General features: G+C 69.9%; 15 protein-coding genes. 10 read left to right on the top strand and 5 right to left on the bottom strand.

Annotated features, from left to right (window positions below; genetic code table 11):
* Window positions 1-330: 330 nt before the first annotated feature.
* Window positions 331-2,010 (top strand): SulP family inorganic anion transporter, encoded by a 1,680-nt coding sequence (locus tag G6045_RS00680; RefSeq protein WP_165329723.1) that lies wholly within the window; start codon window positions 331-333, stop codon window positions 2,008-2,010.
* Window positions 2,011-2,060: 50 nt separating this feature from the next.
* On the opposite strand, the gene G6045_RS00675 is transcribed toward G6045_RS00680, so the two are convergent.
* The gene (locus G6045_RS00675; RefSeq protein WP_165329722.1) at window positions 2,061-3,011 is read right to left on the bottom strand and encodes a DUF389 domain-containing protein; all 951 of its coding nucleotides are present in this window, start codon (window positions 3,009-3,011) and stop codon (window positions 2,061-2,063) included.
* Between the two features lie 270 nt (window positions 3,012-3,281).
* Here G6045_RS00675 and G6045_RS00670 point away from each other — a divergent pair, with 270 nt between their 5' ends.
* Window positions 3,282-3,713 (top strand): hypothetical protein, encoded by a 432-nt coding sequence (locus G6045_RS00670; protein WP_165329721.1) that lies wholly within the window; start codon window positions 3,282-3,284, stop codon window positions 3,711-3,713.
* 133 nt (window positions 3,714-3,846) lie between these two features.
* On the opposite strand, the gene G6045_RS00665 is transcribed toward G6045_RS00670, so the two are convergent.
* Both G6045_RS00665 and G6045_RS00660 read right to left on the bottom strand, forming a co-directional pair.
* A complete protein-coding gene (locus tag G6045_RS00665; protein WP_165329720.1) occupies window positions 3,847-7,101 on the bottom strand; it encodes an ATP-binding protein in 3,255 nt (1,084 codons plus the stop codon).
* 208 nt (window positions 7,102-7,309) lie between these two features.
* Window positions 7,310-10,228, bottom strand: a complete 2,919-nt coding sequence (locus tag G6045_RS00660; protein WP_165329719.1) for an FG-GAP repeat domain-containing protein — start codon at window positions 10,226-10,228, stop codon at window positions 7,310-7,312.
* Between the two features lie 291 nt (window positions 10,229-10,519).
* Here G6045_RS00660 and G6045_RS00655 point away from each other — a divergent pair, with 291 nt between their 5' ends.
* Complete coding sequence (locus tag G6045_RS00655; RefSeq protein ID WP_328707611.1) at window positions 10,520-12,424, top strand: alkyl/aryl-sulfatase; 1,905 nt, start codon at window positions 10,520-10,522, stop codon at window positions 12,422-12,424.
* 14 nt (window positions 12,425-12,438) lie between these two features.
* Here G6045_RS00655 and G6045_RS00650 read toward each other — a convergent pair whose 3' ends face one another.
* Window positions 12,439-13,662, bottom strand: a complete 1,224-nt coding sequence (locus G6045_RS00650) for a TetR/AcrR family transcriptional regulator (protein WP_165329718.1) — start codon at window positions 13,660-13,662, stop codon at window positions 12,439-12,441.
* A 420-nt stretch (window positions 13,663-14,082) separates the two neighbouring features.
* Between G6045_RS00650 and G6045_RS00645 the strand changes: the two genes are divergently transcribed.
* The 3 genes from G6045_RS00645 (at window position 14,083) to G6045_RS00635 (ending at window position 17,895) form a co-directional block, all read left to right on the top strand.
* The gene (locus G6045_RS00645; RefSeq protein WP_165329717.1) at window positions 14,083-15,345 is read left to right on the top strand and encodes an MFS transporter; all 1,263 of its coding nucleotides are present in this window, start codon (window positions 14,083-14,085) and stop codon (window positions 15,343-15,345) included.
* Between the two features lie 129 nt (window positions 15,346-15,474).
* On the top strand, window positions 15,475-16,632 hold the full coding sequence (locus G6045_RS00640) for an acyl-CoA dehydrogenase family protein (RefSeq protein WP_165329716.1): 1,158 nt from the start codon (window positions 15,475-15,477) through the stop codon (window positions 16,630-16,632).
* Window positions 16,633-16,761: 129 nt separating this feature from the next.
* The gene (locus G6045_RS00635; RefSeq protein ID WP_165329715.1) at window positions 16,762-17,895 is read left to right on the top strand and encodes a CaiB/BaiF CoA transferase family protein; all 1,134 of its coding nucleotides are present in this window, start codon (window positions 16,762-16,764) and stop codon (window positions 17,893-17,895) included.
* Window positions 17,896-17,979: 84 nt separating this feature from the next.
* Here G6045_RS00635 and G6045_RS00630 read toward each other — a convergent pair whose 3' ends face one another.
* The gene (locus G6045_RS00630; protein ID WP_165329714.1) at window positions 17,980-19,155 is read right to left on the bottom strand and encodes a thiolase family protein; all 1,176 of its coding nucleotides are present in this window, start codon (window positions 19,153-19,155) and stop codon (window positions 17,980-17,982) included.
* A gap of 176 nt (window positions 19,156-19,331) precedes the next feature.
* Between G6045_RS00630 and G6045_RS00625 the strand changes: the two genes are divergently transcribed.
* From G6045_RS00625 to G6045_RS00610, 4 genes are all read left to right on the top strand, one after another.
* Window positions 19,332-20,489 (top strand): acyl-CoA dehydrogenase family protein, encoded by a 1,158-nt coding sequence (locus tag G6045_RS00625; protein ID WP_165329713.1) that lies wholly within the window; start codon window positions 19,332-19,334, stop codon window positions 20,487-20,489.
* 38 nt (window positions 20,490-20,527) lie between these two features.
* Complete coding sequence (locus tag G6045_RS00620) at window positions 20,528-21,292, top strand: SDR family NAD(P)-dependent oxidoreductase (protein WP_165329712.1); 765 nt, start codon at window positions 20,528-20,530, stop codon at window positions 21,290-21,292.
* Window positions 21,293-21,324: 32 nt separating this feature from the next.
* A complete protein-coding gene (fabG, locus tag G6045_RS00615; protein ID WP_328707610.1) occupies window positions 21,325-22,092 on the top strand; it encodes a 3-oxoacyl-ACP reductase FabG in 768 nt (255 codons plus the stop codon).
* A gap of 78 nt (window positions 22,093-22,170) precedes the next feature.
* Window positions 22,171-23,712, top strand: a complete 1,542-nt coding sequence (locus tag G6045_RS00610) for an AMP-binding protein (protein WP_165329710.1) — start codon at window positions 22,171-22,173, stop codon at window positions 23,710-23,712.
* Window positions 23,713-23,715: the final 3 nt, after the last annotated feature.

The following is a 23,715-nucleotide window of genomic DNA, read 5'->3' as shown; positions in this document are numbered from 1 at the left end:
GACTCCGTCGCCCGGTTCGCGAAATTCCTCAACAACGACCACGGCGCCGTCGACGGCACGCGGATACTCGACCCGGCACTGCTCGCGGCCACCATGCAGCGCACACCGCAGGACCGGGGCATGACCACCACCGGAACCAAGCCCATGAAGTACCAGAACGGCTTCTGGGGCAATGAGTTCGCCTCCGCCGACAACCTCGCGTGGACCAGCCCCTTCTACGTACCGTTCACGCCCGGTTGACTGCAGCCGAGTTGCGGGGCTCCCACCGCTGGCGGACGATCGGGTTCCGCACGCGGCGCGAGGAGTGCTCGGCATGGGTGACGCAGACGCATGACGACACCGACACCTCGGCCGCGTGCGGCGCGGCCCGTGGCCGGCTGGCTGCCCGGCTACCGGAAGCGCCTGCTGCGCGGCGACTCCCTGGCCGCGCTCACCGCCTGGGCGCTCATCGTGCCGGAGTGCGTGGCGTACGCGCAGATCGCCGGTGTGCCGCCGCAGAACGCCTTCTACGCCGCTCCCGTGGCATTGCTCGCCTACGCCCTCCTGGGCCGCTCCAACTTCCTCATCGTCGGTGCCACCTCCGCCGCCGCCGTGCTGTCCGCCTCCGCCGTCGGCGATGTCAGCAGCGATCCCGGTCAGGCCGTCGGACTGTCCGCGGCGGTCGCGGTCATCGTCGGTGCGGTGCTGCTGGTCGCGGGGTTCGCGCGGCTCGGCTTCCTGACGAACTTCCTGGCCGAATCGGCTCTGGTCGGCTTCCTGTTCGGCATGGCGCTCACCATCATCGTGCGGCAGGCGGCCAAGCTCGTCGGCGTCTCCAGTGGCGACGGCAACTTCTTCGAACGAACCTGGGCGGTGCTGAGCAAGGCCCCCGACTGGTCGATGGCCACCCTCGCGGTCGGCGCGTCGGCGCTTGTTCTCCTGTTCGCCCTCGAACGGTGGCTCCCCAGACTGCCGGCCTCGCTTGTCGTCCTCGTCCTGGGTCTTGTGGTCTCGGCCGTCCTGGGGTTGAAGGACCACGGGGTCGAGATCGTCGGGAAGATCCCCTCCGCCGTGCCTGCACTTCACTTGCCCGACATCCCCGCCGAGGACTGGCTGAAGCTGCTCGGCGGGGCGCTGGGCGTCGCCCTGGTCGTCTTCGCGGAGGCGTACAGCATCGGCGGACGGCTCGCCCGTGAGCACGGTCAGGAGATCGACGCCGACCGGGAGATGAAGGCCGTCGGCGTCGCGAACATCGCGGTGGGCCTGGTCCGCGGCTTCGTGGTCTCCGGCAGCGCCTCGCGCAGTGCCGCCGCCACCGCTGCCGGCGGCCGTACCCCGATGACGTCGCTGATCGCCGCCGGGCTCGTGCTCGTGACCGGTGCGTTCCTCACCCCGCTCTTCACCGACCTGCCCGAGCCGGTGCTCGGCGCCATCGTCATCGTCGCCGTTCGGGGCTTCCTCCGGGTCGGGGAGCTGCGCCGGTACGCCGCACTCGACAAGCCCAACCTCTGGGTCGCGCTCACCGCTCTCTTCGGCGTGCTGCTCTTCGACCTGCTGCCCGGCCTGCTGCTCGCGGTCGCCTTGTCGCTGGTGCTGTTCATCGCTGCCGCCAGCAAGCCGCACGTGGCTGTCATCGGCCGGCTTGCCGGCACCGACGTGTACGTCGACACCGCCTTGCACGAGCAGGCCAGCACCGTGTCCGGCGTATTGGCCGTACGGCCCGACGGCGGGCTCTTTTTCGGCAATGCGGCGCGCGTCAAGCTCGCCGTACGTGATCTGGTCCTTGCCTCACAGCCTCAGCCGAGCGCCGTCGTTCTGGACATCACGGCCACCTTTCATCTCGGGGTTCCCGTGCTCGACGCCCTGGAAGAGCTGCGCGAGGAGCTGGAACGCGACGGCATCACGCTGCATCTGGCGCATATCCGCGCGCACGCCGACCGGTCGCTGCAACGGCATCCGCTCGCGGCACACCTCGGTCCGGAACGCGTACACCGCACGGTCGCCGAGGCAGTCGCCGCCGCGATGGACTGACAAGCGCCGTGGGGCGCATGCCGGGATGATGTCCGTGCCGCGGCCGGCCCTCACCCCGTGACGTCCGCGGGGCGCTCCCGGATACGACGCCAGATACGTTGCTGGGCGAACAGGGTCAGGGCTCCGGCCACGATGAGGACCAGCAGATTGAGCCCCAACTGACCGGCTGAGGCGAGCCCTTCGTCCCAGCTGCCGAACGCCCAGGCCACCCCCATGTCCGCGGCCGCCGGGATGGTGGTGGCGGAGATGAACACGCCGAGCAGGGTGGCCGAACGGTCGAGCGTCAGGGACACGACACCCACGACGCCGGCGGCAACGGCAACCACCAAGGAGTAGAAGTTCGGCGTACCGACCATGTGCGACACGGGCCGCACGCCGTTCTCGTACGCGAGCGGCTGCAGGTCGAACGCCCGGACCAGGGCGGCGAAGGCGAACGTCGCCGCGACGGCCAGGGCGAAACCGATCACCAGGGCGCGTACCGCCCGGCCGACGCGATGCGGGTCCCATCGGTTCAGGCCCAGGGCGATGTTCGCGATGGCTCCGTATTCGGGGCCCACGACCATCGCGCCGACGACGAGGATCTGTGAGTTGGTGAGAATCCCGACGGCCCCGATGACGCCTGCCGCGACAAGCAGCAAGTAGAAGCTCGGCCGATAGATGCCGTCGGCGTGGATCCGGGCCCGGACCAGCTCCCAGACCGGTGCTCTGGCCAGAGGCCCGAGCAGCCGCCGCTCCGCCTGCTCCGCGGTGGCCGAGGAGGCGAGCGCCACCGGCTCCACGGTGAGGGAGACCCGGTCGCCGGCGCCCAGCGCTCGCAGCTCGCGCAGCAGTTGGTTCGCCGCACCGGCGAGGACATGACACTCGACGACGTCGTCCGTCTGAGTCGCCCCCGTGGCGCGCTGAACAGCCAAGTCGAAGGCGTAGGGGTCGTCGTGCAGCGTCTCGGCCAGTCGGCCGACGAGCTCCGGGGGGCCGGCCAGGCGTACGCGGAGCATCTCCATGACGTCGGGTCACCGCCGTCCGAGTGCGGGGGAAGCGGTTGTACGAGCCATGTCCACCCCTGCGGAACGAGATCCTCCGGATGCCGCAACTATCCGGTCGCCATATCGCCTGTGCAACCGGGACTTCGTCTGTGCACCCTCAACCGGGCGTGCGGGAGGGCATGGCAGTGGAGCCGTTTCCGCCCTGGATGCGATCTACCCCAGTTTGTGAAAGTTTGCTCGCATACGTCCCGACCGTTGGCGCGGGCGTTCACGGAAAGGCACCACTTCATGAAGCGTCTCCTGACGACCGGCGCGGTCGTGGCCGCCCTGGCTTTCTCCCTCGTCGCGTGCTCCGATGACGACAGCTCTCCGAAGGACGAGGCCACGAAGGCGGCCGGTGAGACCTGCACGAATCTCGCGGCGCTCAAGTCCGACACTGCCGCCCTGAAGAACCTCGACGCCGCGTCCGCCACCAAGGACCAGCTGAAGGAAGCCAACCAGAAGGTCCAGGACGACTGGGACAAGGTGAAGGACAGCCTCGGCGACCTCACCTCCGCCAAGCGGGATGCCGTGAAGGGCGCCGCGGACGACCTCAAGTCCGCGTACGAGGACGTGCCGGGCGACGCCACCGGCAAGGACGCGCTCACCGAGCTGAAGCCGCAGATCGACAAGCTCGCCGAGACCACGGCGGCGGCGTCCACTGAACTGAAGTGCCCGTAGCGCTTCACGTCGGCTCGTGAAACGGACAGGGGACAGGGCGCCGGCGCCCACGCCTGCGGGCCGCCTGTGCCGAATGGCCCTCCCGCAACTCACCTTGCGCGGGAGGGCCGTTTGCATCCTGACCGCGCGGGTGTCACCAGGTCCGTGACTGGGCGAGCTCGATGTCGCGCAGCCCGGCGGGATAGGGCAGCAGGGCGGCTTGCGTGCTGGCCGCCGCGAAGCACCGCGCCGATTCCGGGGTATTGCGCAGTGCCGCCAGAGCCGCGCCTTGCACCGTACGGGCCCCGACCTCCGTGAGGCGTTCGCCCGCTGCCTCGGCGCGGGCTGCCTCGTTCGCCGCCAGTTCGGCGGCCAGGTGTGCTCGTCCCGCGGCGAGGTGGGCCCAGGCGACGATGTGCGCCGCACCGCCACCGGCGATCTCGTCCAGCAGCGCGAGGGCCGCCTCCGGCCGACCCGCCCGTATCTGCCACTCGGCTCGCGCGGTGAGCACCTCGTGCTGGGCCTGGCTGTCGATGTGTTCCCGTGCGGCCCGCAACGCGTCCTCAAGGAGTTCGTCCGGATCACCTCCGCGCGTACGCATCGTCACCCGTGCCTGTGCGAGCAGGGCATACGGCAGAGACCAGTCGGCCTCCGCAGCCGCCGACCGCATCGCGAGCCGAGCGTGCTCCGACGCCTTGTCCTGTTCCTCGAGCAGAAGGTGGAGTTCGGCGAGGTTGGCACGTTCGAAGGCGATCCCTGCCGGGGCACCGGCGCGTTCGGCCAGCGCCAGGGCCCGGTAGCCGGTCTCGACGGCTTCCCGCAGGCGTCCGGACCGACGTGCCTGCTCGCGCTGGACGGAGAGTGCTGCGCCCAGCAGGCGGGGTTCGCCGAAGGCTGTCGCGTGCGGCAGCGCCTCATCGGCCGTGCGGCCCGCCTCGGCGAACCTGCCGTCCAGGGCGAGCCCGATCGCCTGCAGGGTCAGGGCGCGTGCCAGGAGACCCAGGCGCTGAACCCCGGTGACATGCTCGGCCGTCGCAGCCGCCGACCGGGCCGCGGCGACGGCCTCCGGATAGCGGCCGACGACAAGGCAGTTCAAGGCACGGCTGGTGTGATGGGTTGTCACGGCCCGCGGGGAGGTGTCGGGGTGCGGCGGATGCTCCTCGAGCAGAGCCAGTGCCTGCTGCGCGCCGCGCGTATCGGCCAGTACGTCAGCGAGGCGGCCGGCCGCCAGCACCAGACCGTCTGCGTCGCTGCGTCGCCGCAGGTCCTCCATCGCCTCCCGCAGTATGCGGGCTGCATCCTCATAGCGGCCCATGCGCTGCAGCACGGCGCTGCGGTCGATACGGGCCCAGGCGGCGTCCGCGGCCAGTCCGTCGAGCAGAGACGTGAGTTCGGCGTAGTACTGGTCGGCGGTGTCGTTCGCGCACAGGGCGGCGGCGCGCTCGGCGGCCTGGCGCAGATAGCCGGTTGCGCGTGGGTCGGAGGCGCGCCCCAGATGGGCGGCGAGCGTGTCGATCGCGTCCGGGCTGCGACGCCGTACCGCATCGGCGTATGCGGAATGCAGCAACCGGCGCCGGGCGGTGGAGAGCTGTTCGTAGCAGGTCAACCTGACGAGCGGGTGGCGGAAGGCGAGCCCGGGCACGGCGCGACCGTCGACCACGACCGCTCGCTCGGCGAGCACGGATGCGGCGACGGCGGCATCCGCTCCGGCCGTGATCTCCGCGATCGATGTGCGCGGGCTCGCAGTCGACGCCGCCACGTCCAGCACCTCGAACAGAGCGGCGTGGCCGCCGGTTACGGCCACCACCTCCACCACCCGGCGCGCGGCCGGCGCCAGCCGTGCGAGCCGTGCCGCCACCAACTGCCGCACGCCGCGCGGCGTTTGGAAGCTCTTGTCATGCGTGCCTTGCTCGCCGAGTTCCCTGGCGAGTTCCAAGGTGAACAGGGGATTGCCCAGCGAAAGTTCCCAGATCTGCTGCAAGGTCGCCGTCCCGGCGGGCAGGTCCAGCACTGAGGCTGCAAGCGCCAGGCATGCGGCTCGGTCGAGCCGCTCGAGGGGCACGTGCCGGGCCAGCTCCGCGCGCTCCAGTGTGGGGAAGGTGGCCCGTCGAGGGTCGTCCTCGCCGAGCTCATCGGTGCGGTAGGTGACCAGTACGCGGCACCGGTCGGGACGGAGTGCGGCGGCGCGCCGCGCGAGATGGCTGAGCAGTTGGAAGGAGCCGGCGTCGGCTGCGTGCAGATCGTCGAGAACCAGCAGTACGGGGGCCGTCGCCGCGAGATCGCGCAACAGCGCGGCGGTCGCGGCGAACAGCCGGTCCCGCTCCTCCTCGGGACTGCGCGCCGCGTCCGTGTTCGCTCGGCCAAGGGACGGCAGCAGCGCCGACAATTCCGGGTACTCGGCGCCGATCCGGGCCCGGTCGGAGGCCGGGCGGTCGGCCAGCCAGCCGTCAAGTGCTTCCACGAAGGCGCCGTATGGCGTACGTCCTTCGGCATCGTGGCCGGCGCCCCACAGCACCAGGGCGCCCTCGGCCGCCGCCCGCCGAGCCACCTCCGTCACCAGCCGTGTCTTGCCCAGACCGGCTTCGCCGCCGAGCAGTTGGACGGGCGGCGCGTCGGGGCCGAGGAGTTCGGCGAGCACCTTGTCGCGGCCGTGCAGCGGCACGGACGGGGGGACGCGGAGCGCGGGAGGCAGGGCGGAGCCGGGGGAGGGGACACTGCCTCCGCCGGGAGCGCCGAGGGCCAGGAGATGGAGTCGCTCGGTGTCCGGACCCGGACGTATGCCCAGCTCCGCGTCGAGCTGTTCCCGGCACCGGTGGAACTGGCGGACTGCCTGCCGGGGCAGGCCCTGGAGCAGGTAGGCGTTCATCAGCAGCTGATGGGCCCGTTCGTCCGCGGGAGCGTCGTCGAGGACGGCCTGCGCCATCGCGGCTGCGTCCTCGGCCAGACCGTCGGCGAGCTGCGCCGAGGCAGTGGCCAGCCGCAATCGGGTGCGCAGTTCGACGAGCTGCCTTCTGCGCTGCCGGGCCCAGGGAGCGTACTGGTCCTCGGGCAGCAGCTCGCCGGTGAAGGCGGCCAGCGCCTGGGGCAGTTGCTCGATGCCGCCGTCCGCCAAGGCAGCGACGGCAAGTCTTTCCGTCTCATCCACGTCGACCCGTACGGTGTCCGGCTCCAGCCACAGCAGCGGGCCGTCGGTCGTCAGATACGAGGAGGCCGTGCGCGCCGCGAGTTCCGGCTCCAAGGCCCGGCGGGCGGCGTGCAGGGCCACCCGAAGGCTGCGGAGCGCGGAGTGGCGGTCGGCGTCCGGCCAGCAGACGTCCATCACCTGCACCCGGTGCAGCCGGTGGCCGGGGGCGACGGCGAGCAGCTTCACCAGGGTGCGTGCACTGGGCCGCGGCCAGCGTTCGGGCACGGGAGGACCACCCTCGCGCGAGGCCCTGAATCCGCCCAGAAGCTGCAGTCGAAGCAGAGGCGGAGTGGCGGCGTGGCTTTCTGGTGGGGTGTCTTCCCTGGTCATGTGGGCAGTCACTGTAACTGTGTGCAGCATGCAGGTAAGCGGGGGTCCCCGTGTACCGCGCCAAGGCGACACTCAGGGACCCCCGCTCAGCGATCCGCTGGGCTCACGGCTTGTCGATGGTCAGCGTCACCAGGCGGCGCATCGCGGTGAACGGCTGCGAGTAGGAGCCACCGACGAGTGCGTACGTGCGGTCGGTGCCGTAGTCGTCGAAGTTGAGCGAGACGACCTCGTCCACGCCGTCTCCGTCGAGGTCACCGGTGAACAGCTCCTGGGCGCCGGCGATGACCGCGCCGCCGGAGGGCACCGGGTAGTTGGGTCCGTCGGTGAGCAGCGAGGGGTCGAACGGGTCGACGGTCTGAACGCCGCCGGCGACCAGGACGCTCCGCTGGTCCGGACCCGCCGCGATGGCTCCGCTGCGGATGTCGGCGTAGGTGTACACGATGTGGTCCTGGCCGTTCGCCGCGAAGGTGCGGAAGTTGGCGTTGCCGGCCAGGACCAGGCCCTGCGGCCCGGTGAACCACTTCCAAGCCGTCCCGAAGCCACCGGCCATCGCCTCGTGCAGCAGCTCACCGGTCCGGCCGTCGCGGATCTGGATCATCGTCGCGAACTGGCCGTTGTACACGGTGCCGTCGGCCCGCCGCGTCAGGTACGTGTACACCACCGCGTGTCCGTCGGCGTACGGGATGCCGGGCGAGGCGTACGTGCCCGCTCGCAGGGGTACGCCGTAGACCTTCCCGTCCGTACCCGTGCCCGGTTCCGGGACGAAGGACCAGGCCACCGAGCCGTCCTTGCCGTTCAGTGCCACGCCACCGACCGGGACGGCGGACGATGCGGACTTGCCACGGGTCTGGTACTGGGCATGGACCTTGCCGCCCGAGACGGAGACGTCGGCGAAGACCGCGTCGCCCACTTCGGCCGGTGCGGCGTACTCCCACAGCAGCTGCCCGGTGCCCCGGTAGACCCGCACCTTGTCCGTGGCCACGACGATCTCGGCTCTGCCGTCACCGTCAAGGTCCGCTGCGGCGACATTGCGTACGAACTGGCCCATGCCGTCGATGGTGGTGAGGACCTTGCCGGTGCGGGCGTCGACCACGGCTGCGGCGCTGTCGGCGGCGACGATCAGTTCGTCGCGGCCGTCGCCGTTGGTGTCGGCCTTGACCACCTGGTGGATCTGGCCGGGGAGCACGGCGGTCCACAGGAGCTTCGGTGTTCCGTCGACCAGGGACGGGCCGTCATAGGCGAAGAGTCCGTCGGAGGTGCCGCCGGCCACCAGATCCTGCTTCTTGTCGCCGTTGATGTCGGTCGACGCCGCGGCGAAGAGCTGGCCTTGCAAGGGAAGCGGCTTGTGCTGCTTGCCGCTGCCGATGCTGTACGCGTGCACGTTCTGGTTGCTGTCCACAGTGCGCAGGTACCAGTCCTCGCCCTGACGGTACGGCTGCGCGAAGGCCTGCGAGGCGACAAGGCCGCGCTGCTCCCACTTGACGGCGCCGCTGTTGCCGGCGAGCACGGCGAGCCGTGCGTACCGGGTGGCAGCGCGATTGTCGGCGGTAGTGCTTCCCCGGTCGTCGACGTACGAGGCGATGACCTTGCCGTCCGCGATCCGCAGACCCCAGGCCGCGCCGACGTCACTGGTGGAGTCCGCGTCGCGCTTGACGGTGCGGGACCACAGAGGTTCGGCGCGGTCTCCGTCCAGGGCGCGCACCGTGTTGGTGTTCATGGAGAGCCGGGCGCTGGTGTCCAGCGTGGACTCGCTGACGACGTACTCGGGTCGGGAGTCACCCTTGATGGTGCCCAAGGTCATCGCGAGGGGCAGCGCGTTGGTACGGGTGTCCAGGACCGTGCGGGTGCCGTCGGCCGGGGCGTAGGAGGTTATTTCGTACGTGACACCGTCGGCCGGGTCCGACTGCTCCAGAGCGACGAGACGGCCGCGGGCGGAGTCCCAGTGCAGCTGGCGTGAGTAGAGGCGGTTGCTGGACGACCACTTGACGCTGCCGTCGCGGGTGTCGACTACGAGGGTGTGGCCGCTCGCCTCCTTGTCGGGGCTGTAGCTCCGGGACTGGTTCCAGGAGGCGGCAAGCAGGCCGTCGCCGAGCGGTTCCAGGCTGCCCCATGAGACTCCGGTGTAGGTGCCGGCGTCGTGCGTCCAGGTCTGACTGGGCGCCAGGTTGCCGTCGGCGTAGGCGAAGCGGATCCCGTGGAGCGTGGTCTTCGAGTCGGCCGGCGAGTTGAGGTTGTAGAACGCCGAGTCGGCAACGATCAGCGTTCCGTCGACGAGCTTGACCTGGAAGGCGCCCGCGTACAGCTTCGACCACAGCGTCCGGCCGGTCGCTCCGTCGAGCACGGTGACGAAGGTTCCGGTGGGCAGCGACGAGCCGGGTGAGGTGAAGGGACGGTACGGGAGGTCTCCCACTCTTGCGGTGAAGACCATGTCGGCCACGCCGTCGCCGGTCAGGTCACCGGTGTCCCAGCCCTGGTCGGACGTGGCGCTGAACGGGCTGACCGCGTTGAAGCCCATGACGATGCGCGCGGGGTAGGGCTCCCGCTGGTACACCCGCAGCGGGCTGACCTTCCAGTCCCGGTAGAGGGAGGCGGTGTCGCGCATCCACGCTTGCTTGCCGTCCGAGCTGCGGCGCTGCACAGTGCCGAGCGAGTGGAGGGCGAAGTAGTCGCCGTCCGTGCCGGTGACCGGGACGGTGGCGGCCATGCCCTGCACGCCTTCCAGCGCTGAGCGTTCGGTGAGCTTCCACTTGGCCGCGTCGGTGGTGGCGCCGGTCGCTTCGGATGCGGCGTCCGCGGGCGCTGCCTCTTCGGCCTGGGCGGCGGACTTCAGCGGATCGGTGCTCGCCCCGTCGCCGTAGGCGTCGAGTTGCGCGTGGCGCGACAGCCGGTCGGCTTGGGCCTCGGTGAGGGTGAGCGGGCCGTTGTCGTCGGCGGCCAGCGCCGGCGGTGCGGCAGTGATGGCCAGCCCGGCCGCGACCAGGGCGGTGGCGAGGCGCAGGCCTCGGTGGTTGACGGCGCTCATCATGCACCCTTCGGGGAGAAGTCGGGGGAGTGGTCCCGGTGCGCCTCGAAGGCGGAAGCAGTACGGGAGACCTGGCGCGACGCACGTTAGATCAGCGCTGATTACTCGCTTGTTACAGCCAGTTGAGCCTGCGGTGGAAGTCGGCTGCTCGAAGACCCTGGTGCGGAATAGCGCGCAGTGGATCTCGGTCGCTCGGTCGCGACCCCACCTGAATGGCTGCGGACCAATTTGCGCAGTACCGTGTCGCATATGTAACTTCTTGCCCCGCCGTCGGGCAGAGTGGAGGCCGTGGTGGCCGGTTCACAACAGGCGTCGTCCTTCACCGCAGACATCAACAAGGCGGCGCTGGCTTCCTACGCGATGGAGGACCGCGCGGACTTCGCCGACGTGGACCGCGGGTTCGTCGCCGCCTTCCCCGAGAAGCTTTACAGCGACGAGGGTGACCTGCTGCGAGACGCGCGGATGCTCGACTACGTTGCCGACGACACACCGGCTCCCGACTCGGTGAACCCGAGCCTGTGGCGGCAGTCCCAGCTGATCAAGCGGGAGGGCCTGTACAAGGTCGTCGAAGGCCTCTATCAGGTACGGCTGAGCGCGAACATCACGATCGTCGACGCCCCGGACGGGCTTGTCGTGATCGACTTCGGCACCGACGTCGGGCTCGCGAAGGCCGGTCTCGAGCTGTTCCGGCGTGAGACCGGGAACGACAAGCCTGTGGTGGCCGCGATCTACACCCACACGCACTTCGACCACTACGGCGGCATCAAGGGCATCGTCGACGAGGCCGATGTCGCCTCCGGCAAGATCCCGATCATCGCGCCGGGCACGGTCGAGTCGTTCAACAAGCATGCGATCGGCGAGAACGTCATCACGGGCAACGCGATGTCCCGGCGGATGGCTTACACCTTCGGGCTGCTGCTCCCGCACTGCGACTGCGGAGTGGTCACCGGCGGCATCGGGTCCGAGGACGACGGCTTCCGAACGAAGTTCAGCTACATCCCGCCCACCGACCCCATTACCCGGACGGGCGAGACGCGCACGCTCGGCGGCTGGACATTCGAGTTCCTCTACGCCCCGGACACCGAGGCGCCGGAGGAGATGCACATCTGGATCCCCGCGATCAAGGCACTCACCTGTGCGGAGAACGCCAACCACACCATGCACAACATCCAGACCATCCGGGGCGCCCGTACCCGCGACGCCAGGAACTTCGCCCGCTACCTGGACGAGACCCTGGTTCGCTGGGGCGAGGAGGCCGAGGTCCACTACGGGCCCCACACCTGGCCGGTGTGGGGCAACGAGAGCGTCGTGGCCTTCCTGGAGTCCCAGCGCGACCTGTACAAGTACATCCACGACCAGGCACTGCGGCTGGCCAACCAGGGCCTGACGCCGCTGGAGGCCGCCGAGATCGTCGAACTGCCCGACGCGCTGGGAAAGAAGTGGTTCAACCGCTACTACCACGGCGGCCTGCACCACAACGTCCGCGCCGTCTTCCACAAGGAACTCGGCTTCTGGGACGGGGATCCGGCAACCATCATGCCGTTGCTGCCCGAGGACCATGCCAGGCGGCACGTCGACCTCATCGGCCGCGACAGGATCCTCCAGGAAGGGCGCGCCGCGATCGAAGGCGGCGACTACCGGTGGGCCGTCCAGGTCCTGCACCACCTCGTCTTCGCCGACCGGGAGGACACCGAAGGCAAGAACCTTCAGGCCGACGCGTATGAACAGCTCGGCTACCAGGCCGAAGTCCCGCAGTACCGGGCCATCTTCCTCACCGCCGCGCAGGAGCTCCGCGAGGGCGTGCGGACCGAGGGCGGCATCCACACCGACAGCCTCGACACCATCCTGGCCATGCCCGTCGATCTGCTCTTCGACTTCGTAGGGGTCCACGTCGACGGCGCCAAGGCCGCGGACGTCGACATCCGCATCGACTTCACCTTCGCCGACTCCGGCGGGGATTGGACCATGTGGGTACGCAACGGCGTACTCAACGCCCGCCCCGGCCACGCAGAGGACGCACAGCTGACGGTGAAGGGCCCCAAGGGCGCGCTCGCCGGGCTGCTCTTGGCCCCCGGCCGGGCTGCTGAAGCCGTCGAGCGGCACGGCCTGGTGACCGAGGGCGACATGGCGGTGCTCACCGCGCTTGCGGCCGTGGTCGAGACATTCGACCCGCACTTCCCCATCGCGACCCCGTAACGGGCCCGCGGACCTTACGCCGGCTCGCCCGGGCTTCCCGCGAGCAGCACGGCGGCGCCGATCTCGGTCAGCCGGTCGGCCAGATCCGGGCGATCGCCGGCCGCGCCTGTCCGGGCGGCGTTGTCGATGATGGTGAGGACCGCGCCGACGGTGATCCTGGCCTCGGCCGGATCGAGTCCCGGGCGCACCTCGTCAAGGAGCTGCACCCACAGGCCGAGGTACTCGCGCTGTGTCTGGCGTGCCGCCTTGCGCTCCTTGTCCGGCAACTGGTCGAGCTCGCCGATCAGCAGGCCGATCAAATGGCTCTGGTCCACGGCGAATTCGACGTACGACCGCAGCAGTCGCTGCAGCGTCTCGCGCGGAGTCCCGGGCCGTGACAGTGCCTGTGCCGTGCCGGCCCTGCGCTGCTCGCCGCCCCGCACCACGGCGGCGACCAGCAGGTCGGTCTTGGTGGGGAAGTGCTTGTAGATGCTCGGCCCCGTCGTACCGGTGGCCTCCCCGATGTCGTCGGTGCTCACCGACTGGAAGCCCCGCTCGTCGAAGAGCCGGATCGCCTCGACGAGGATCGCCTCGCGCCGTGACACGGCGAGCCCGGCATACCCGCCTGAGAGCGGCTCGGACTCTGGGGCCGTGCTGGTTCCGAGCTGGCAGTGCGCCGCGGCGTACGCGAGCCGGTACAGCAGATCCTCGAAGCGGCGGCGGGGGAGCGAGGCGCGGTGCCAGGAGACGGAGCCGTACACGGCAAGGATGGCCCAGGCCAGCAACTGCCGGTCGGCGTGGTCCAGTTCGGGGCGCGCGGTGTGGATCAGCCCGCCGATCCGCTCGGCGACGCCGTTCAGCGCATGACGCTGTTCCTTGCGGCGGTCATCCGGCAGGTGGCGTGCTTCGCGCTGCCACAGGACCGCCGACCCGCGGCGGTCCTGAGTCTCGGATGCCGACGCCCGGAGATAGGCATCGAGGTCGGGAGCGGCCGCGACGGACGTGGCGACCGCGGCGACGGTCGAGTCCACGACGTGGAGCAGCAGGTCAGGCTTGCCGCGGAAGTGCCGGTAGAGGGCCGGGGCGGTGATCCCGACCGCGGTCGCCACATCGGCCAGCGAGACGTTGTGGTAGCCGCGGTCACGGAACAGCTCGGCCGCGGCGGAGACGATCCGGGCCTTGCGGTCGGGGGGCCGGCGCGCGGTCTTCCTACGCGTCCCCTCGGTCTGCGTTGCCGCTCGTCCCTCACTGTCGGTCATCTGGGCAAAGTACAACACCAGGGCGGAGCAGTGATCGCTGACTCACCCTGTCCGACCCACGCCGAGGCTTTGCGAGAGCGCGGAAGTGTGCACAAAAGTGAATGCCCGCTCACTCGTTGAGTGCCCTGCCACGCCGGACTCGGGCGTGCGGCCCGGTTCGGCCATTCCGCCCACGAGTGGGGCGCGGGAGGGGTGTCTCCGTCGGCGCCACCACATTCTCGCGGCGGCGCTCAAGGGCGTATCAAGTTAGAGAGAAATCACTCTTGCGTCCAGAGCCAGGACATTTCAGTTTGAGACCTTGCCCACATGGGTTAGGGGTGATTCACTTCGGGCCACATTCGCCCCGCTGGACAAAGGAGTGCCGTCGTGGCCGTCGAACAGCAGGAAGTGTCCGCCCCCGATTCCGGGAGCACGCGCAGCATGACCCCCGTGCGACGCAGGGCGTGGATCGTTCTCGCGCTGCTGGTCTGTCTGATGCTCGTCAACTACGCCGACAAGGTCGTCGTCGGTCTCGCCGGGGTCGGTATGAAGGAGGATCTCGGCCTCGACGACGCCGAGTTCGGTGTCATCCAGAGCAGTTTCTTCTGGCTCTTCGCCGTGGGCTCCGTCCTCGGCGGCTGGCTCGGCGGCAAGGTACGGGCCCGCTGGCTCCTCGCCGGAATTGCGGCCCTGTGGGCGCTGAGTCTCGCGCCGATGGCCGCCCAGGTCGGCTTCACCACCATCGTCGCGTGCCGCGTCCTGCTCGGCTTCGCCGAAGGGCCGACCACGGCGCTCGCAATGCAGGTGGCGCACTCGTGGTTCCCGGCGCACCGGCGGGCGGTCCCCAGCTCGATCGTCGTCGCCGGTGCGGGCATCGGGCCGCTGATCGCCGCGCCCGTTCTTACCTGGGTCATCGTCACGTACTCCTGGCACGCGGCGTTCGGTGTGCTTGCGGTGTTCGGCGCCGTGATCACCGTGCTCTGGCTGCTCGGCGGTGATTCGGGTCCGGAGGGTGCGGGTGGTGGCCATGGCGGAGTGGCGACCGGCCCGGCGCTTCCCGAGCGCGTGCCGCTGCGTCGGCTCTTCTCGACCGGGACGCTCATCGGAATGTGCCTGCTGTTCTTCGTCGCCTACGCCAACACCTCGGTCAAGGTCAGCTGGCTGCCGCTCTACCTTCGTGAAGGGCTCGGCTACGACGCCACCACGGCCGGAAACCTGGTCGCGCTCCCGTACCTCGGCTCGGCGATCGCGGTGATCGCCGTCGGCGTGCTCTCCGCGGTGCTGACCCGCAGGGGTGTGGGGAGCCGCATGACCCGGGGCGTTCTGCCCGGGGCGATGGTCCTGGCTTCCGGTGTGTGCACCATCGCGTTCTCCTCGCTGGACCGCGGCACGTTGCAGATGGTGCTGCTCGTGCTCGCTTCCTGTCTGAACTCCGCGGGTTACGGGGTCGCCTTCGCCGGGCTCGCCGACGTGGTGCCGGCAAAGCAGCGCGGCGCCGTCTTCGGGATCGTCACCGGGATCTACAGCCTCGGCGGCGTCGTGGCCCCGCTGGTCGTCGGTCGGCTCGTGGCCGGCGGGGAGTCCGTCGCGCTCGGCTACGGGGACGGCTTCATGGTCCTCGGCGTGACGATGATCGCCGGGGCGATCGCCGCACTGGTCCTGGTCAACCCGGCGCGCGATGCCGCGAAGCTCGCTGCAGAGTGAATCCTTGAAATCGCCCCTACCTCTGCATGCGCCTATTGACACCAGGGAGTATGCAGCAGAAAGTGAATCTGCCATAACTGAGCTTGTGGTGATGATGGCGGCTTCGGCAGGCAAGGACAGGACCGACACATGAAGCGCACGCTCTACACGCAGGAGCACGAGGACTTCCGGGCGATGATCCGGGAGTTCATCGCCAAGGAGGTGAAGCCCCACTTCGAGCAGTGGGAGCGGGACAACCTCGTCGACCGCGAGATCTTCCGCAAGCTCGGCGCGCTCGGTGTGATGGGCTTCGACATCCCCGAGGAGCTCGGCGGAGCCGGCGAGACCAGCTACAAGTACCAGGTCGTCATCAACGAGGAGTGCGCTCGCGCCGCCGTCTCCTTCGGCCATTACGGCGTGTCCACCGGCATCGTCCTGCCGTACCTGCTCGACCTCGCGAACGAGGAGCAGAAGAAGCGCTGGCTCCCGGGCGTCGCCTCCGGCGACATCATGCTCTGTATCGCGATGACTGAGCCGGGTACCGGCTCGGACCTCGCGGGGATCCGTACGAGCGCCAAACTGTCCGAGGACGGCACGCACTACGTCCTGAACGGGTCCAAGACCTTCATCACCGGTGCCCGCAACTCCGAACTGTGCGTTGTCGCGGCCCGGACCGCCCCGGCCACCCCCGAAGACCGCCGCCACGGGCTCAGCCTGCTGGTCGTCCCGACCGACAGTGCGGGCTTCGAGTACGGCCGCAAGCTGGACAAGATCGGGCTGCGTTCCTCCGACACCTCCGAACTCTCCTTCACCGACGTGAAGGTGCCGGTCGGGAACCTGCTCGGCGAGCAGGACAAGGGCTTCTCCTATCTCGGCCGGAACCTGCCCCGCGAGCGCCTCTCCATCGGTGTGGGCGCCGTCGCCACGGCCACGGCAGCGATCGAGTTCGCCAAGGAGTACGTCCTGGAGCGCCAGGTCTTCGGCAAGCCGGTGGCCGCTTTCCAGAACACCAAGTTCGTCCTTGCTGAGTGCGCCGCCGAGGTCGAAGCACTCCAGGCGCTCGTCGACAAGGGCATCGAACTCGACGACGCCGGCGAGCTGACCGGCGCCGATGCCGCGAAGATCAAGCTGTTCGGCACCGAGGTCGCGGGGCGTGTCATCGACAAGTGCCTTCAGCTGCACGGTGGTTACGGCTACATGCTGGAGTACCCGATCGCCCGCCTCTACGCGGATACCCGGGTCTCGCGGATCTACGGCGGTACCAGCGAGGTCATGAAGACGATCATCGCCAAGGACCTGGGCCTGTAGGTCCGCCCGTACGTGTCAGGGTCACCCGCTCTCCTGGCGGGCTGCTCCCTGGCACCCCGGCCGCCTCGCCTCCCCCGGGCGGGGCGGCCGGTGACATCTCCCTTCGCACGGAAAGAGCCGACCCTCCGCGTGAGCACCGCATCCACTGCCACCGGCCCCTCCACTGCCGCCGGCCCGCTGGCCGGCATCCGCGTCATCGAACTCGGCGGCATCGGCCCCGCCCCCTTTGCCGGCATGCTCCTGGCCGACCAGGGCGCCGAGGTCATCCGCATCGACCGGCCCGCCGAGGCAGGCACCGCTTCGAAGCATCCGATCCTGCACCGGGGTCGCCGCTCCGTAGCGGTCGACCTGAAGGACGCCTCGGACGTCGAGGCTGTCCTCGCGCTCGTCGACACCGCCGACGCGCTCATCGAAGGGTTCCGGCCCGGCGTCGCCGAGCGCCTGGGCCTCGGTCCCGATGTCTGCCTGGCCCGCAATCCGAGGCTCGTCTACGGCCGGATGACCGGCTGGGGCCAGGACGGCCCGCTCGCCCAGGCACCCGGCCACGACATCAACTACATCGCCGTCGCGGGCGCGCTCGGGGCGATGGGCGGCGCGGACGAGAATCCGCCCGTCCCGCTGAACCTCGTCGGCGACATGGGCGGCGGCGGCATGCTGCTCGCCCTCGGCATCACCACGGCTCTGGTCAGCGCGCAGCGCACCGGCGAGGGCCAGGTCGTCGACGCCGCCATGACCGATGGCACAGCGGTCCAACTCGCCCTTGTCCACGGCCTCCTTGCGGTGGGCCGCTGGGATGACGCGCGCGGCGTCAACCTCTTCGACGGCGGCGCCCCCTTCTACCGGACCTACCGCACCGCCGACGGCGGCCACATGGCAGTCGGCAGCGTCGAGCCACAGTTCTACGACGTCCTGCTGCGGGTCCTCGGCCTGACGGACGATCCCCTGTTCGCCAAGCAGCACGACCGCGGCAGTTGGCCCGCCATGCGCGTACGCCTGGAGGAGGTATTTGCCAGTCGGACCCGCGAGGAGTGGACCGCACTCTTCGAAGGAACAGAGTCCTGCGTCACGCCGGTGTACGGGCTTACAGAGGCCGCCGCCCATCCGCACAACGTGGCGCGTGGCACGTACTACACCGAGGGCGGCGTGCTCCAGCCCGCCCCCGCCCCGCGCTTTCAGGGGACACCGGCGGGCACCCCGCGGCCGGCTCCAGTGGTCGGTGCGCACACCAGGGAGGTCCTGGCGGAGGCCGGCGTCGTGCGGTGACGTGACCAGCGTGCGGAGAGGGGGTGCTGCCCGGCGGCAGCACCCCTCTCCGTATGAGCCGGTTCTTCAGAATCGTCCGATGCGTCAGAGGAGTTCGAGGATCGTCGCGTTGGCCATGCCGCCCGCCTCGCACATCGCCTGCAGGCCGTAACGGATTCCGTTGTCGCGCATGTGGTGCACCAGCGTGGTCATCAGGCGCGCGCCGGAGCCGCCGAGCGGGTGGCCGATGGCCATCGCACCACCGAGCGGGTTCATCAGTTCGTAGTCCGCGCCGGTCTCCTTCAGCCAGGCCAACGTGACCGGGGCGAACGCCTCGTTGATCTCGAACGCGCCGATGTCACCGATGGAAAGGCCGGAGCGCTTGAGCGCCTTGGCGGTGGCGGGGGCCGGACCGAGTGCCATGGTGACCGGGTCCGCGCCCGCGAGGACCGCGGTGTGGACGCGGGCGAGCGGGGTCCAGCCGTTGCGGCGGGCGATCTCGCTGGTGGTGATGAGCAGCGCGGCGGCGCCGTCGGAGATCTGCGAGGAGTTGGCGGCGCTCACCACACCGTCGTCCTTGAACGGGGTCTTCAGACCGCCGAGCTTCTCCAGGGTCGAACCGCGCCGTATGCCTTCGTCGGTGTCGAAGACGCGTGCGGAGCCGTCCGCGTCGGTGACGATGACCGGGGTGATCTGGGCGGTGAAGCGGCCCTCGTCGACGGCGCGGGCGGCCCGCTCGTGCGAGTCCAGGGCGTGCTGGTCGAGCTGGGTGCGGGTGAACCCGTAGCGCTCGGCGATCAGTTCGGCGCCGACGCCCTGGTCGAACTCGCCCTTGCCGTCCGGGAAGTAGCGGTCGAGCACGAGCGGCCCGTACGCGCTGCCGGCGCCCGGGACGGAGCGGGCCGAGCCCATCGGGACGCGGCTCATCGACTCCACGCCGCCGGCCACGGCGATGTCGTACTGACCGGCGATGACCAGGCCCGCGGCGAAGTGCACGGACTGCTGCGAGGAACCGCAGGCGCGCGAGACGGAGACGCCGGGCACGGACTCGGGCCAGCCCGCCGCGAGGGCCGCGAAGCGTCCGACGACGCCGGCCTGCTCGCCGACCTGGGAGACGGTGCCCCAGACGACGTCGTCGACGGCGGCCGGGTCGAGACCGGTGCGCTCGGCAAGCGCGGTCAGGGCATGGGCCGAGAGGTCGACGGCGTGCATGCCGGACAGGGAACCTCCCCGCTTCCCCACGGGGGTTCGCACGGCGTCCACGATCACTGCGTCACGCATGGGCTGCTCCTGGAAGAGGGTGGAAGACGCGCTCACGTACGGCCGTGAGCCATCTTAAGTTATTTGAGACTAACCATGCTGTCCAGGGTCGAGATCGCGTAAAGAATGCCTTGACAGGGGCTCCGTGAGGCATAAAAGTGAAAACGGGCTAACCCGAGAGCAAAAGAGAGGCAGCCATGCCGCGCACGGTATTCAACGAGGAGCACGAGGCGTTCCGGCAGATGGTCCGGGACTTCCTCGCCAAGGAAGCGGTTCCGCATCTGCAGGACTGGGTCGAGGCGAAGGCCGTCTCCCGCGACTTCTACCGCAAGCTCGGCGAACTGGGCCTGCTCGGCATGGAGGTTCCCGAGGAGTACGGCGGCGGCGCCCAGAGGGGGCACCACTTCGGTGCCGTCCTCGCCGAGGAAGTCGCCCGGGCCGGAGCCACCATCGGCACCGCGATGACGCACTCCAACATCATCCTGCCGTACCTGCTGCACTTCGGGACCGAGGAGCAGAAGCGGCGGTGGGTGCCCGGCTGCGTCTCCGGCGACCTCATGCTCTCCATCGCGATGACCGAGCCCGGTACCGGCTCCGACCTCGCCGGCATCCAGACGAAGGCCGTCCTCTCCGAGGACGGCACCCACTACGTCCTCAACGGCGCCAAGACCTTCATCACCGGCGGCACCCAGTGCGACCTGGTCCTGGTGGTGTGCCGTACGTCGCCCGCGCCGGCGGACAACCGCCGCAAGGGCCTGTCGATCCTCGTCGTCGACGCCCGGAGCGAAGGGTTCGCCGTCGGCCGCAGCCTGGACAAGATCGGCCTGCACGCCTCCGACACCGCCGAACTCTCCTTCACCGACGTGCAGGTGCCGGTGGAGAACCTGCTCGGCGAGCAGGACGAGGGCTTCTTCTACCTCGGCCGCAACCTCGCCCGCGAGCGCCTCGTCATCGCCGTCCAGGCGGCCGCCGCCGCCGACGCCGCGGTGGCCTTCGCCAAGGAGTACACCCAGGACCGTGAGGTCTTCGGCAAGCCCGTGGCCTCCTTCCAGAACACCAAGTTCGCGCTCGCCGAGTGCGCCACCGAGGTCGAGGCCGCCAGACTCATGGCGTACGAGGCCCTGGAGCGCGACGCGCGGGGCGAGCTGTCCGCCGACTACGCGGCCATGGCGAAGCTGCTGTGCACCGAGACCGCGAGCCGCGTCATCGACAAGTGCCTGCAACTGCACGGCGGTTACGGCTACATGCTCGAGTACCCGATCGCCCGTCTGTACGCCGACACCCGCGTCATGCGGATCTACGGCGGCACCAGCGAGGTCATGAAGACCATCATCGCCAAGTCCATCGGCCTCTGAGCCGACCCTTTCAGCCTGTCCAAGAACGGAACCTCAGCATGCAGATCAACGGAGTCTCGGCCGTCATCACCGGCGGCGCATCGGGCCTCGGCCTCGCCACCGCCATGCGCCTGCTCGACCAGGGCGCGCACGTCGTCCTGCTCGACCTGCCCACCTCCCAGGGCGAACAGATCGCCAAGGAGCTCGGCGAGCGCGCCCACTTCGTTGCCGGTGACGTCCGCAGCGCCGATGACGCCGCCCGCGCCGTCGCCACCGCGGCAGCCCAGGCGCCGCTGCGTATCACGGTCAACTGCGCAGGCCTCGGGAAGGGCGGCCGTACCGTCGGCCGCGACGGCACGGCGTACGCCCTGGAGGACTTCGAGTTCGTCGTCGGCGTCAACCTGATCGGAACCTTCAACGTGCTGCGCCTCGCGGCCGCCGAGATGGCGAAGACCGACGAGGTCGACGGCGAGCGCGGCGTCATCATCAACACCGCCTCCGCCGCCGCGTTCGAGGGCCAGATCGGCCAGTGCGCCTACTCCGCTTCCAAGGGCGGCATCGTCGGTATGACCCTGCCGATCGCCCGAGACCTCGCCGCGGCGAAGATCCGCGTGGTCACCATCGCCCCCGGCCTCTTCTCCACCCCGCTGCTGAACAGGAAGCCGCAGAGTTTCCTCGACGCGCTCGGCGCCCAGGTCCCGCACCCTTCCCGCCTCGGGGATCCGTCCGAGTACGCCCACCTGGCGACCTCGATCATCGAGAACCCCATGCTCAACGGCGAGACGATCCGCCTCGACGGCGCGATCCGCATGGCCCCGAAGTAGACCGTCCCCACCACGTGCCACAGGGAGCAATGGTGTCCACCACCCACCCCGTCTCGAAGGTCGCCATCGTCACGGGCGCCGCCCGGGGCATCGGCGCGGCGATATCCGCCCGCCTCGCCCGTGACGGCTTCGCCGTCGCGGTCCTCGACCTCGACGAGGCCGCCTGTGCCAAGACCGTCGAGGCTGTCGAGAAGGAGGGCGGCCGCGCCCTCGCCGTCGGCTGCGACGTCTCGGACTCCGCGCAGGTCGACGCGGGCGTCGCCCGCGTCGCGACCGAACTCGGCGCCCCCACCGTGCTGGTGAACAACGCCGGCATCATCCGCGACAACCTCGTCTTCAAGATGACCGACCAGGACTTCGACTCGGTCATCGGCGTCCATCTGCGCGGCGCCTTCCTGATGGCGCGCGCCGTGCAGCGCCATCAGACCGCCGCCGGCTGGGGCCGCATCGTCAACCTGTCCTCGTCCGCCGCTCTCGGCAACCGGGGCCAGTCGAACTACTCGTCCGCGAAGGCCGGCCTGATGGGTCTGACCAAGACTCTGGCGATCGAGCTCGGGCCGTTCGGAGTGACCGTCAACTGCGTCGCCCCGGGCTTCATCGCCACCGAGATGACCGAGGCCACGGCCGAGCGCATGGGCATCTCCTTCGAGGAGTTCACCGAGCGCTACGCCAAGGCCATCCCGGTCCGCCGGGGTGGACGGCCCGAGGACATCGCCCAGGCGGTCTCCTTCTTCGTCCGCGAGGAGGCCGGGTTCGTCAACGGCCAGATCCTGTACGTCGCGGGCGGCCCCAAGGGCTGACGGTTCTGCCGCGCCGGCCGGGCCGGTCACACCCCGTACCGCCGCATCCTCTGCCAACGACGATGGAGGGACACCCTCATGGGCCTGCATCTGCCCGACGCCATCCGCCTGCACGCCGCCGAGCGCGGCACCTCCACCGCGCTCAGCTGCGCGGGCGCCACCGTCAGCTACGCAGACCTGGACTCCCGCAGCAACCGGATCGCCCGCGCGCTGCTCGCCGACACGCCCGCCGGGTCGCGGATCGGGTTCCTCGCCCGCACCCGTAATGAAGCAGGCGAGATCCTGGTCGGCGCGGCCAAAGCCGGACTGGTCACCGTGCCGCTCAACTGGCGCTTGGCCGTGGCCGAGTTGACGGCCGTGGCCCAGGACGCCGGCCTGACGGTCCTGCTGACCGAACCCGAGTTCCGGGCCGCCGCCGACGCCGTGTGCGCGGCGATACCCGGACTGCGGCTGATCGTCATCGGCCCCTCCGCCGAAGCGGACGTACCCGCATACGAGCAGTGGCTCGCCGCACACCCCGACGACGACCCCGGCCGGGGCACCGGCTCGGACGCCGACGAGGTGTTCCTGCAGATCTACACCTCCGGTACCACGGGCGTCCCCAAGGGCGTGCTCCTCACCCACGGCAACTTCTACGCCGACAGTACGGAGTTGGCGGAGTACCTGTGGGAGCCGGAGTCGGTCGCGCTCAACGCGCTGCCGATGTTCCACATCGGCGGGCTCGGCTGGCTGCGCGTGGCGCTCACGGCGGGCGCCAACAGCCTGATGTTCCCGGCCTTCACGCCCGAGGCGGCGGCCGAGACGATCGAACGCGAGGGCGTCACCCACGCGTTCCTCGTCCCCTCGGTGCTGCACATGCTCACCGAGCTGCCAGGCATCGAGCAGCGCGACTTCTCCCGCCTGACGCTCATCACGTACGGCTCCGCGCCCATCACGCCCGTACTGCTGCGTCGCTCGATGGCGCTGTTCGGCTGCCACTTCATGGGCAAGTACGGGCTGACCGAGGGCGGTGGCACGGTCACTCAACTGCCGCCCGAGGACCACGATGCCGACGGGCCCGGGCAGTACCTGCTGCGGTCGGTCGGCAGGCCGCGGCGCGGGGTGGACGTGGTGATCGCCGACCCCGACACGGGCAAGCCGGTCGCGGCCGGGACGCCCGGCGAGATCCGGATCCGCTCCCGCCACAACACGCCGGGCTACTGGAACAGGCCTGATGAGACTGCCGCGTTGTACGACGCCGAGGGTCTGCTGTGTACGGGGGACGGCGGCTATCTCGACCCGGACGGATATCTGTTCCTCACCGACCGCATCAAGGACATGATCGTGAGCGGTGGCGAGAACGTGTACCCCACCGAAGTCGAGTCCGCGCTCGCGGAGCACCCGGCGGTGTCCGAGGTCGCGGTCGTCGGCCTTCCCGACGAGGTGTGGGGCGAGGCCGTCACAGCCGTCGTCGTCCTGCGCCAGGGTGCCGAGGCTCCGACCGGGCAGGAGCTCATCGACTTCACCCGGGACAGGATCGCCTCGTACAAGAAGCCCCGCCGCGTGCACTTCGTCGACGCATTGCCTCGCAACCCCAACGGCAAGGTCCTCAAGCGCGAGCTTCGGGCCGGCATCCATTAGATC

This window comes from Streptomyces mesophilus (genome assembly GCF_011044995.1).
Taxonomy (GTDB): Bacteria; Actinomycetota; Actinomycetes; order Streptomycetales; family Streptomycetaceae; genus Streptomyces; species Streptomyces mesophilus.
This window is presented reverse-complemented; position numbering and strand designations above follow the sequence as displayed.

Excerpts from the sequence above, each read along its gene's own strand:
- G6045_RS00680 (WP_165329723.1), top strand. The coding sequence starts at position 331 with ATGACGACACCGACACCTCGGCCGCGTGCGGCGCGGCCCGTGGCCGGC.
- G6045_RS00640 (WP_165329716.1), top strand. The coding sequence starts at position 15,475 with ATGAAGCGCACGCTCTACACGCAGGAGCACGAGGACTTCCGGGCGATG.
- G6045_RS00645 (WP_165329717.1), top strand. The coding sequence starts at position 14,083 with ATGACCCCCGTGCGACGCAGGGCGTGGATCGTTCTCGCGCTGCTGGTC.
- G6045_RS00660 (WP_165329719.1), bottom strand. The coding sequence starts at position 10,228 with ATGAGCGCCGTCAACCACCGAGGCCTGCGCCTCGCCACCGCCCTGGTC.
- G6045_RS00620 (WP_165329712.1), top strand. The coding sequence starts at position 20,528 with ATGCAGATCAACGGAGTCTCGGCCGTCATCACCGGCGGCGCATCGGGC.
- G6045_RS00625 (WP_165329713.1), top strand. The coding sequence starts at position 19,332 with ATGCCGCGCACGGTATTCAACGAGGAGCACGAGGCGTTCCGGCAGATG.
- G6045_RS00630 (WP_165329714.1), bottom strand. The coding sequence starts at position 19,155 with ATGCGTGACGCAGTGATCGTGGACGCCGTGCGAACCCCCGTGGGGAAG.
- G6045_RS00650 (WP_165329718.1), bottom strand. The coding sequence starts at position 13,662 with ATGACCGACAGTGAGGGACGAGCGGCAACGCAGACCGAGGGGACGCGT.
- G6045_RS00610 (WP_165329710.1), top strand. The coding sequence starts at position 22,171 with ATGGGCCTGCATCTGCCCGACGCCATCCGCCTGCACGCCGCCGAGCGC.
- G6045_RS00675 (WP_165329722.1), bottom strand. The coding sequence starts at position 3,011 with ATGGAGATGCTCCGCGTACGCCTGGCCGGCCCCCCGGAGCTCGTCGGC.
- G6045_RS00670 (WP_165329721.1), top strand. The coding sequence starts at position 3,282 with ATGAAGCGTCTCCTGACGACCGGCGCGGTCGTGGCCGCCCTGGCTTTC.